Origin of the sequence: Bacillus cereus group sp. BceL291 (genome assembly GCF_051776705.1) — a bacterium.
GTDB classification, from domain to species: Bacteria; Bacillota; Bacilli; order Bacillales; family Bacillaceae_G; genus Bacillus_A; species Bacillus_A cereus.
Genome location: NZ_JBPWAP010000116.1, coordinates 1 through 11,050 on the forward strand (window position 1 = coordinate 1; position 11,050 = coordinate 11,050).

An 11,050-nucleotide genomic window follows, 5' to 3' on the forward strand; every position below is an offset into this window, starting at 1 on the left:
TGAATCGAAAGATTCATAAAAAACGTCATCCTTTCTAGTTAGCTTTTTAGAAAGAATAACGTTTTTTTACACTTGGGGGTAGTCTAGATTCTTAAGTTGATGGGCATGTGGCGGTACCCCTTTATGGTCCAGAAGGTGATTTAAAGTTAAGATTTTTTAGAGAAGAACTTACTGAGAAATGATTTGCTTCTCTCTTCACTTTGCTGGTGAACGAATTTTAACATTTCATTCATCTTTTCTTGCATGTCAGAAAGTTGTTCCTTCAATTCGTTTTTTTCTTGTCTTTCCTTCAATTTCTCTTCACGTTCATCTAAATACATTTTTGTTATGTTCTGATTCTGTAAATGTATATCCTGTTGCTGTTCAATGATCTGTTGTTGCTTTTCAAAGACAGCTTGAATAACGTTTCGTTTTTCCTCGTTGTCTTTATGGATAACGCTTAAAATCTCTTGATTTTGTAGAGCGATAGTTTGTTGCTGTTTTATCAATTCCGCCACTTTTTCATTCGTTTGTTCCAATATAGCATAAGCAACTCCGGCGGCACTGTTATTGCGTTGAAATGGCGTTGTTTCACTACCGTTGCTATCGTTAATGGTATGCGTTAGTGCATTATCGGTATCTTCAGAAAGAGATGATTCTAGCAATATGGATATCGCTTCTTGTAAGGTTCTCGTCCCGTCCGCCATTAAAACCTTCATCTCTTTAAGGATAGCAATGTCATGTTCGTAATAGATCCGTTGTTGACGATTATTCCGCTCGAATTTATATCCAGCGTTTTCTAGTTCTAAACACCAAACACGTAATGTATTTCCGTTTACGTCTAATTCTTTGCTAACTTGTCCCGAAAATCTCCCGAAGTCCATTTCGATTCCCTCCTATTCTCTTATTCTCTAACGGCATTATTAATGCATTGTAGCACCATTATAACACCGTTAATACGAAGTCACTAATGCCATTTGCTACTTCTATTAAGTCTCCTTAACTTTGAGGACACCTCATTGGTGAAGATTCACATTCAGTTGGAAAATGAGAAACGAAATCCCATCCAGTCAAAAGGTTACTACTGTAATGGTTACGATATAAAGTAAAGGGTGAAAATAGCACCAAAAGGTGTTATGTTATCACTGTAACAAGTTGTTAGACAATTTAATATAACAATTAATGAAAGAAGGTTATACATATGACACTTATTGATCAAATGAAAAAAGAGATTGCAAAGTTAAAAAGTAGCATTCAGCGTGATAAATTGCAGGCTATTAATGACAAGATCGCAAAGCAGGAAGCAAAAGAGAAGGGCGATGACCTGGCTAAACGCGAACGAGAAGAAAAAGCCCAGGCTGAAGCAATGGCCCGCGCATTTGACGACGGTTTAAACTATGAGGACGTAGCGACAGGGAACATTAATACAAAGGTAACAGAAACAGTAAGCCCAGAGTTAGCAAGCCTATACAAAGAGCGTGACGAGTTAACAGCGCTATTAAATGAATCGACAGCCGATGTACTAGGCGATCTAAACGAACACGAACAGGCGACACATGATATTGCTAACAAACAAGTGGAGCGCACAGCGGTTGCAAATGGATCAAGTACAGTAGAACTTACACTAGTTGATTATACGGCCCTATCAATGGATATGGCGATTATCCCAGGAGCAAACCCGCGAAACTTATTTGAAAAACAAGCGGGCATGTCATTTGAACGATACACACAAATTGCAACACCAGAAGAAGTACAGAAAGCAAATGCATTTGTGAGACCAAATGCAACTAAACAGGCCCAGCATGAACAGAATTTACAATCTGGTGCATATAACACTGGCCGTATCGAATTCTAAGAGTCGTTACAACTAAGGGGAGGGATTTCAGTCTTACCCTTTTATTAATTAAAAAGGAGTAATCCCCATGACATATACGATCCAAACGGATAACGGACATATACAATTACAGGTTACTGGAGAGTTAACAGGAGAGGCATACAAGCCATTCTTTGATTCAATGACCGATAACATAGAAGAAGCATGTAAAAGGCGCGTGGAAGGTGATATGCACGTATCAATGAGAGTATACAAGGGAACAAAAAGAGCGAGTGTGAGAGATAAGGGACATGGCCAGGGAAACAAGCGTAAAGAATGGTTAAAAGAGAAACTAAAAGGAGATCGGGAACATGTCAAAGATTGATAGCTTATTGAGGCGAGCAAGAAAGTTACAAGCTGACAGGATTCCCACAAGTAAGGTGCACACTGTAAGTGATATAGAAGATATTGAGAGAATATCACTAGAGGAAAAGGCAAAAGAGAACATGTATATCATTAATAACGTACCCCAGAATTGTATTGATTGTGACAAACACTTTAGCGAGTGCAAATGTGACGAATCAAGCTATAGACCACCGACAGAGAAAGAATACGCACATTGGAAAGAGACAAGCCCGCGCCACTATGAAAGGCTTGTGAGGTTACGAGATCAAGACGAGCAACACGAAAAAACATATGGTTTAGATAAGTGGATTGAAGATAACGTGCTATATGTAAGGAAAAAGAAAGTAAACGGGGCTACAGATAAGATTGACCAGATACCTTTAAGCCAAATGAGCGATGAAATGAGAGAGGTGTTATGTAAAGATGTCAAACGCATTTAAACCAACATATATGACAAGTAATGATTATGTACGATCAAAGGAAGGTATAACGGCCCTGGAGCGCGAACTAGGAATGACGCCAGGGCAACTATATAAAACTAGGTGGACGGATATAAAGGCGTTATACATGGCTGGGAAGCTACATGGAAATGATATGAATGTGCTGTTTACTAGAATGAAAGTTTACGATACATCGCTTTATGATTGCGTATTAAATAGTGATTGCCAAATAGTGCATAAATCAGAGTTATATGATGTGCAATTGAGAGAACGATCAATTGCAATAAGAAACTTATTTAGATAGAAAGGATAGTTGAAACATGGCTACAGCAAAGAAACAGAAAGAAACAACAAAAGAACCAATTAACATTAATATCAAGATTGCGACACCTAAACAGGCGCTAGCAACACGAAAAGAGTTAATGGATATGTTATGTAGAAGAGAGATAGAAAGGGCTGATTTTAGCTTATTAAACCACGCGTTACAAGGTGCGAGTGTGGAGCATAGGAGTATACAAGAAGGGGAGAGAATCAAGATTGAACGTGAGAAAGTAGCTATTCAAGAAAGAGCCGTTGTTGTATCGGAAGAGATGAAAACAAAACTAGAAGACCGTGTGAAGGAATTAGAGGGCATTCTGGAGACTGAAGAACAATTTAGACAGGAGAACAACAACCGATATAATCGCAGATCATAGGGAACTTATCAAAGGGTTTTAACTGTGATGGCGAGAATATTCGCGCGCATACACACGCAACCCCCCTACCCTATATGGGTAGAAAGTAAGTGGTGAACAAATAATAGTCCTGGTGATATAATAAACATAGCAGAGACCAGAAACAATAATATTAGTAACTTACTTATAGTTAGGGTTATAATAAGTATTATGTAAACTTAATTGATAACAAGAATGCTGTTATATCAAGGTTTATGTTTATTCGAGAAAACACGAACGTTTTTACAGTCATTTTTAGATAGTCATTGTATGACGATATAGTGATTATTGTAAGATAATTGGAAAAAACGATCGTTATTCCCGAACGTTGTAAGTGTTATAAGGTCGTATTGTTCGTTGTAAAGAATAGTGCGTTTTATAACGTTTTCTACAAAGTCAGTTGAAAGGGCTTATCCTAATTAGGTATGCCTTTTCTTTTTGGATTAAAAGGTAATTGGATAGCTGATTCTGATCAACAGACTTATTTCTTATCAATCCTTTTCAGTCGAAAAAAGTGAAACCATTAAACAACATTAAAAAGTTTCGAAACCATCTTTACACGGTTTCGAAACTGTTATATACTATTCACTGTAAAGGAGAGATGAACAAGTGTCTGAAAAGAAGAGTAAGTTCGAGACATTCTATACAAATAAGATGGACTATTACGGTGTAGACAATATTAAAGATGCTGAAAAAGCATATAAGATGGAGCGTATGATTGCGAAAAACATTGTAGAATTTGGAATTGATAAAGTAGAAGAATGGATTGAACTATCTAAAATCACTGGAGTTAAAGATCGGATTAAAGAAAAACTAAAAAAAGAGAAGTAAACTAAAGGGCAAATGGCCCATCTCTTTTTTATCAAAATGGTTTCGAAACCGAGACTAGGAGGTATTCAAGATGAATAATGACAAAAAACAATTACTAGAGAGCAAGTTTTTTTGGTTGGTAAACGGATTGAATGAAATGCTGGAAGAGGCTAATCCAAATGAGGATGAAACCGCGACGTTGGATAACGTGAACATTGATCATCTCTTAGAGTGTGTTCAATTGATGCACGTTGTAACAAAGCAATTACAAAATAAATAAAGCCCACTGTTGCAACAGCAGGCTAGAAATGAGCTTACAAATGTCATTCACAACAGCAATGTGGTTCATGTTAGCATTTGCAAGTCCAATATTAAGTATATATTGGTGGTAGAAGGTTTACGCAAGCTAGTAAAGCGATAAAAGTCACTACGCAAAATTGTGCAGTGAGATTAGCCAATCTTTATGAACTTTTTCATAAAGATGCATCCAAAGTTGGATACACCCAAAAAGAAACCGGCTGAAAATTAAGCAGACTTAAAAGAGGATTCCTCAGTAAGAGATGGGCGTAATTTTGAGTAGACCTCTTAATGGCACAAATAAATTATTTAATGTAAGAGGTAATAAAAGAGAAATGAAGGCTCGATTAAAAAGAACACATGATAATATACCACTAAAAGGGTTCCTCTGTGAACCCTTTTTTGCCTAGTATATCCATAGTATAATTAGAGTATAGACAACGAAAAAACGTCTTATACCTATCTAAGTTTGGCGACTGGAAGGTATAAGACGTTCTCAAGGCATATTGTATAAAATTGTTTAGATAAATCTAATCAATGTAGGTTTCTCCTTTTGATACCGTACATTTAATATACTTTTATTATAACAATTATGTATTACCTATACAATACCTCTATTTCGTTGTGCTTAAAATTTGAAAAGAGGTTTTTTAAATGTTAAATATCGAAAAATCGGTACACTACTATAATTACGCTCAACAGTATCTTATGATGCCGAAAGCGGTCGAGGAGTATCTTACTGTCCATGATATTAGTTTAGGGGCTTGTAAGTTGTATATGCACCTTAGAGACCGTTACAGACTGTCATTAGAGAGTGTGAGTGAAGGTAACAATAAATACGAGGATGAGTTAGGCGTGTTCTGTATCTTCACTATAGAAGATTTAGTTAAGATCATGAACAAGAACGAAAAAACTATTAGACGATGGTACAATGAGTTAAAAGAATGTGACCTTATTCATTACAGACAAGTTAAAAAAGAAAGCGGACAAGCTAATCGTTTTTATATTAAAGAAGAACAATTAGTCGATTCTGAGTTAATCGCATTATATACAAGTAAAGAATACAAACCAGTCGTACATTATGATCAAATAGGAGCGGACAAAAATGTCCAGTCCACGAGTGGTCAAAAATGTCCACCTATTAATAATAATTATTTAATTAATAACAAAATATATTCTGAGTTTCTTTCAAACTCGCATGAGTTTTTGACTACAGAAGAAGCTGAAAAGATAGTCAGAAAGTTTAAAGGGGATCTTGACCAAGAACCTGAAGACAATAAGCACTTCTTAAAATTCGCTAATGCGTGTTATGAAAGATTGTGTAATCATGACGTTGATCCACATGAAACGTGGAAAGAACATAATGAAAAACAAGGTGCTGGGTACGTTGGTAATCAGGATATACCTGAGGATACTTACAATCAATTTGTGGATGCTTTAAATGATAATGAGAGGAAAAGTATTACTGATAGTAAGAAATCGCATATAGAGGAAAATAAGAAGCCTTATTTAATAGTCAATAACGTCCCTAAATTAACAGGTAAACAATTTGATAAATTAATAGTTTTAGTGAGAGGGGCGAATAGCGGCGATCCTGTAGCGTGGAAAAAATGTGAATCACCAGAAATGCAAAGTTATGTAGAAAAGACAGGCAACCGTTTTAAGATTAGAAACGCGGTTATTATGGCCATGTAACTGTTAAACTAATATAAATACATTTTTATGATATAAAACGCGTTAGAAATGGAAATAAGAGGTTTAAGAGGGTGTTCTTAATTTTAAGCGTACCCTCTATATATGGGGTACGAAAAAGTTCACATACCTGGTCATCCTCCAAAGTTGGAGAGTGAGTTTTATGTCGCAAATATTAATGTTTCTGGTGAACCTTATCAAATTTTCGTTGATTTAATAGAAACATAGCGGTAAAATTAGCAGTAACTTAATAGAACGTGAACAAATAAAAAAGCCATTCCATATGTTAGTGTTTCTCAGGCACTAACGGAATGACTTAATCCTGTACTCTCAATACAGGACTTCGACTTATAAGACGCTACCAACGTCAGATAAGTTATTTTCCTTGTTTTCGCGAACAAGGATTATTAGATACACCTATTGTACCGTTACTCTCCGAGTATTGCAACTAGTAATTAGTAGCAATGTTATATACATAATAAAACGGATATAAAAGGGCGTTTTCTATAGCTGAAGTCTTGTAAATGTACAGGGCGTTTAGATATAGAGAACGCCTTTTTTGTGTTGTTCCGTTCCAGTGGAAGCTACCACTTTAAAAAGATGGTCTAGTGTAGCCGATGCGAAAAAAATACACTCGGATATCAGTTGTTGTTGCATTCAACTGTCTGACGTAAGCGGGGTAAAGGACACAAGCCTTGCATAAAACAAACCTACGGGATGTAAATCCTAATAACGATGATAACCAAGACGTTAGTGGTAAAAAGTGTTGGGGGTTCAAAATAAGACATGATTGTGCGACTGGAGTTAAACAGTTACTCGTAAGCGGCGATCATGACACTGATTCACGGCTATCCTTGTACAAGCTTTATTACAAGGATATGCGGGTTATATAGCGAATCACCCGAAAGGGAACGGTGTTGGGCGTGAGAAACGCACCGTACGGCGCAATACAACGCCGATAAGCTATATACGGACGGTATAGTAGTTTTGTAAGCTATAACCGTTTGTCGTCAATGCAACCAATCTCAATTCGAGACCTCGGCATCTAAGCCAGTACGAATGAGTGGGCGTTTTAACCTCGTAAAATTTTAACAGGGGTTACTATGCCCAAAACTACATTCAGATTTCCTAACAAACTCGCCAGTATGAAGACCGTAAGACCTTAAAGTCAAGGGATTTAGCTTTAATTGCTTAAATAAATTAGAGAACTGAAACAATCACTATTAATTAAGATATTAGGGTAAAGATTATGGATTATTTTTAATATAGGGGCAATTAGTGACAAACTTAGTATTTGTAAACAATAACAATGAGGTAATAACAGATTCATTAAAGTAGCTGAAATTTTTGGTAAACGTCATGACAATGTTGTGGTTGATATTGAAAAATTAATGGGGTATTCAAGTGAAGAATTTTCACTCCTTAATTTCCAGGATTCAAAATACATTAATGAAAGAAATGGGAGAAAAAAGGAACCCTCAATTTTGAGGATTCCTCATATAACCCTAGAAACAGAAGGAATTACAAAAAGTACAACATGACTAAAGATGGTTTTACATTACTGGTTATGGATGAAAACGCAAAAATACGTTTTCTACTAGTGGGAAGCGATGTGCTCAATTTTGAGCCGATCGAATATAAGGATCAGTGGAATAGAAAACAGGTTAAATATAACTTATTTAAAGATGGTTTTACTTAGTTTGTGATGGGTTACAACACTAGAGAATCTGTACAAATGAAACCTATTCATTAAATCAATTACTGATAGTTAACTCACTTACTAAAAGTAAGATTATCCATGAGTAGCTATTATAAGATTTGTTTTTTGTTGTTATATAGTAATTTAGATGAAATTCGATGTTGTTTGATGTAAAAGTATTAATTAATTTTAATATAAGATTGGAAGCTTGTACAACTTTTGTATATTTACATGTATACTAAAAGAATAGTTAAATATTCTTTATTTTCATATGAGGACAGGTGTCGTTTATGGTTACTGATATTAAAAATTTTACTATTGGTGTTTTGGGTTCTTTGTTTGCTACATTTTTAACTACATATATAATTCATTTTGAACAATTTAAAGGATCATTTAATGTCAAAGAGATTTGGAATATAGTTGCTAACTATACATTCCTAATATATTGGATAATAGCACTGATTATTTTAATAATCACCCGTCGGGTTATCAGAGGTAGGCTTAATAAGTCACAAACGCCGTATCCTATGGTGTTTTCTATTGGAGGTTCTCATGATGCGGAGTTTAATGCTGAAGGGCATGGTTTTAAATGGAAAGCATATGCAGATGTTAAAAGGAGAGATCGATCCACGAATGAGCCTTTAGATATTCAAGTAGATAGAGTAAAGGGCCCATATTGTATGAATGATTTTAGAGAAATGAAAGTATCTAGAACTTATTGGGGCAGATATAAATATAAATGTCCTAAATGTGGATATAAAAGAATTCTCCTAAAAAATGCTTGGACGTTAAAATGTGATATCGGAGATGAAATTGAAGCAGGCTATAGGGATAAAGTTAATACGAGATAATTATATAATGCACAACCTACCGTTAGTTTAATTAGCAGTAGGTTGTTTTATTATGTGAGTAAATTTTAATTAAACACGGTTATTTTTCTGATGTTTGCTCTTGAGTCTTGGAGTTACTCTGTTTTGGGACCAAATCAAATAAATGCGGATTTTTTTTGATGAATTTAATGATTGGATCAAAAAAACTTTGTTCTTGCTCCTCTGTCATACCTAGCTTATTAACCATTGGATAACATCCTCCTTTAAGTTAGATATCATTCCTTCATGTAAAAACTATTACATAGCATTAAAACCGCTTAGAATTAAATCTAGAGCGGTTATTTAATGTGCATTTACTATATTCTTTAATATAAGCATTTCCACCTCTATTATAATTTTCAAAATGTAACCATTAGAAGTGAAAATATCAATACAAAAGTAAAAAGCCATCCGTAAAAAAACGAATGGCTTGCCGTTCTAGGATCGATGGTAGGGCGGCGTATCCTACATCTCTGGTAACTTACCTAATCAATCAAATGGTTGATCAAGAACGGTGATTAGATAAGCGCGTGGGGAACCTTTCCCACCTCAAAGATCCTATATCATTATTATGTTACCTTCTACAGGTAGTATACCATGTTCTTATCTTTTCGTAAACTCTCTGTTAGCTTAAAAGGTCTTTGTAAGCAACTAAACGTCCACTATTCAGTCGTTTTTGGATTTTGGCAGGACCATTTTTCAAATCAAACATCGTCGATAAGAATAAGTAACCACTCGGGTCCAACTTTATAGCAATTAGCATATGGTTATTTAAAATTTTTACCAATTCAACGCTATTAGGCTCTTTAGGGTTTTGTCCGACGTAGTCTGGTTGCTCAATGATATCTTTTATGTGTGATGAATATGCTTCATAAATACCAGGATGTCTTTTCTGTACGTGCTTTACAAAGCCGGGAAACATTTTTACATCGCTCGAAGTGCAAGTTAGGTTATATGTATCGACAATCACTTGTGGAAGTGTTCCTACAACGATTGGTTGGTTTACCGTAGCAGATTGGTTATTCTTCAAATTTCTCCCTCATCTCGTCTCTTTATATCTTTATTTTATCATAAAGGAGCATTTGAACTGTCGCACGGGCCAGTTTTATGAGGGAGATATTTTATTAAATAATTGATCGTATAAGGAACTTTCATACTTGGAAAGTGGGGGGATGAATTATATGCTTGTCCACAATATGTCCAATGTAATTAAAAGTTATGTGCCCACCTTAACCGAATATCACTTCCAGAATTTAAACCGTTTTGTGTCCTGACGTGGTGCAATTCCGTGCTTACATGGTCTCTTCTTTAATAGGTAAAATATTGATTTACCTTAATAAGAAAATAATGGATAATAGTATTCGTCTGAATTTATATAATTAGGGGGAACTATTAATGTTGGGGATGCTATTTACAGCTACGGTATCTAATGATGTCGTAAAGGATTTACAAGACAAGGTTATATCATTACAGGATCATGAAGTAGCATTTTTGAATACGACGATTTCAAACATTTTAACCTCAGTAGGTATTGGAGTGGCAATTATAACAACAGTTTTTACAGCGGCATTTGCTTATGTTACATATTCTAATAAGCGTGCTAAAAAGAATATGGACGAGGCTAGTAGAAAATTAGAAGAAGCGGAAAATAAAGTTTCTGAGCTAGAAGAGAAAAGCGCTCGATTGGAAAGAAAGATTGTTGAAGCGGAGAAACTTTTAGTTGATGCTAATTCTATTTCTAATATAGCTAATGAGAAGTTACAAGAAGTAGAGGAAGAACAAAAGAAATTAAAAGAAGAAACAACACGTTTGAATACTAGTGCTCAATTTGATTTGGCTCTTGATCGTCATAAAGCGGAGATAGAAAGAATAAAAGCAAATCTTTCTAGTTTAACTAAATTCAATTATCCATTCTTCCTTGAACGTAGGTTGGAATTGAGCACAGAATGTTTTAACTTAGAAACAGAATTCCATAGAATAAAAACACTCCTTACAAAGGAAATGTTATTAGGAGGAACTGTAGCGAAATATGCGAAAGAAGTAACAAAGTTCTCTAGTGACGTTGGTGAGTTAGGTGAGGATTATCGTGCATTAGAAGAAGAAATGACCATATCACCTGTTAAAAATGATGAAAAAGAGTAAAAGGAGAGTCTTATGAACTCTCCTTTTACTCTTTTTCGCACCTCTTGGATTGTTTCTATGAGCATTTTATGGGGTACCGCCACACATCCATCAACTTAAGGTATATTTTCAAACAAAATGCGGTCTTTCCATATAGTTTTTTATTATCTTTTGTAGATTTTATAAAAGCGGGCATATCAAATAAACCCTGA

General features: G+C 35.2%; 14 protein-coding genes and 1 pseudogene. 12 read left to right on the forward strand and 3 right to left on the reverse strand.

Translation table 11 applies throughout. From position 1 onward, the window contains the following. Window positions 1-146: 146 nt before the first annotated feature. Complete coding sequence (locus tag ACS2CR_RS31675; protein WP_326269294.1) at window positions 147-863, reverse strand: MerR family transcriptional regulator; 717 nt, start codon at window positions 861-863, stop codon at window positions 147-149. 317 nt (window positions 864-1,180) lie between these two features. Between ACS2CR_RS31675 and ACS2CR_RS31680 the strand changes: the two genes are divergently transcribed. From ACS2CR_RS31680 to ACS2CR_RS31730, 11 genes and pseudogenes are all read left to right on the forward strand, one after another. Then, window positions 1,181-1,834 carry a hypothetical protein gene (locus ACS2CR_RS31680; RefSeq protein ID WP_326269293.1) on the forward strand — a complete coding sequence of 218 codons (654 nt, stop codon included), beginning with the start codon at window positions 1,181-1,183 and terminating at the stop codon, window positions 1,832-1,834. A 67-nt stretch (window positions 1,835-1,901) separates the two neighbouring features. Further along, on the forward strand, window positions 1,902-2,177 hold the full coding sequence (locus ACS2CR_RS31685) for a hypothetical protein (RefSeq protein ID WP_326269292.1): 276 nt from the start codon (window positions 1,902-1,904) through the stop codon (window positions 2,175-2,177). Further along, on the forward strand, window positions 2,164-2,637 hold the full coding sequence (locus ACS2CR_RS31690) for a hypothetical protein (RefSeq protein WP_326269291.1): 474 nt from the start codon (window positions 2,164-2,166) through the stop codon (window positions 2,635-2,637). Before ACS2CR_RS31685 ends, ACS2CR_RS31690 begins: the two co-directional genes overlap by 14 nt. Continuing rightward, complete coding sequence (locus tag ACS2CR_RS31695) at window positions 2,621-2,941, forward strand: hypothetical protein (protein WP_326269290.1); 321 nt, start codon at window positions 2,621-2,623, stop codon at window positions 2,939-2,941. The genes ACS2CR_RS31690 and ACS2CR_RS31695 overlap by 17 nt, the downstream gene beginning before the upstream one ends. Before the next feature lie 16 nt (window positions 2,942-2,957). Next, window positions 2,958-3,332 carry a hypothetical protein gene (locus tag ACS2CR_RS31700; RefSeq protein ID WP_326269289.1) on the forward strand — a complete coding sequence of 125 codons (375 nt, stop codon included), beginning with the start codon at window positions 2,958-2,960 and terminating at the stop codon, window positions 3,330-3,332. A gap of 627 nt (window positions 3,333-3,959) precedes the next feature. Beyond that, window positions 3,960-4,181, forward strand: a complete 222-nt coding sequence (locus ACS2CR_RS31705; protein WP_001291044.1) for a hypothetical protein — start codon at window positions 3,960-3,962, stop codon at window positions 4,179-4,181. Between the two features lie 70 nt (window positions 4,182-4,251). Continuing rightward, window positions 4,252-4,440, forward strand: coding sequence for a hypothetical protein (locus ACS2CR_RS31710; protein WP_326269288.1), 189 nt, complete (start codon window positions 4,252-4,254; stop codon window positions 4,438-4,440). A 794-nt stretch (window positions 4,441-5,234) separates the two neighbouring features. Then, window positions 5,235-6,152, forward strand: a complete 918-nt coding sequence (locus ACS2CR_RS31715) for a replication initiator RepA (RefSeq protein ID WP_326269296.1) — start codon at window positions 5,235-5,237, stop codon at window positions 6,150-6,152. A gap of 1,340 nt (window positions 6,153-7,492) precedes the next feature. After that, entirely contained in the window at window positions 7,493-7,690 is a 198-nt protein-coding gene (locus ACS2CR_RS31720) for a Rha family transcriptional regulator (RefSeq protein WP_438906133.1), read from the forward strand. After that, window positions 7,675-7,848, forward strand: a pseudogene (locus ACS2CR_RS31725) (hypothetical protein); the annotation flags it as partial. The gene ACS2CR_RS31720 and the pseudogene ACS2CR_RS31725, both read left to right, overlap by 16 nt. Before the next feature lie 290 nt (window positions 7,849-8,138). Further along, window positions 8,139-8,699 (forward strand): hypothetical protein, encoded by a 561-nt coding sequence (locus ACS2CR_RS31730; protein ID WP_438906131.1) that lies wholly within the window; start codon window positions 8,139-8,141, stop codon window positions 8,697-8,699. 79 nt (window positions 8,700-8,778) lie between these two features. Here the strand turns inward: ACS2CR_RS31730 and ACS2CR_RS31735 are convergent, their stop codons facing one another. Both ACS2CR_RS31735 and ACS2CR_RS31740 read right to left on the reverse strand, forming a co-directional pair. Continuing rightward, window positions 8,779-8,925 carry a hypothetical protein gene (locus tag ACS2CR_RS31735; RefSeq protein ID WP_438906132.1) on the reverse strand — a complete coding sequence of 49 codons (147 nt, stop codon included), beginning with the start codon at window positions 8,923-8,925 and terminating at the stop codon, window positions 8,779-8,781. Window positions 8,926-9,342: 417 nt separating this feature from the next. Continuing rightward, entirely contained in the window at window positions 9,343-9,747 is a 405-nt protein-coding gene (locus tag ACS2CR_RS31740; RefSeq protein ID WP_326269284.1) for a PBECR2 nuclease fold domain-containing protein, read from the reverse strand. A 365-nt stretch (window positions 9,748-10,112) separates the two neighbouring features. Here ACS2CR_RS31740 and ACS2CR_RS31745 point away from each other — a divergent pair, with 365 nt between their 5' ends. Continuing rightward, entirely contained in the window at window positions 10,113-10,859 is a 747-nt protein-coding gene (locus ACS2CR_RS31745) for a spbB protein (protein WP_326269295.1), read from the forward strand. The last annotated feature ends 191 nt before the right edge of the window (window positions 10,860-11,050 follow it).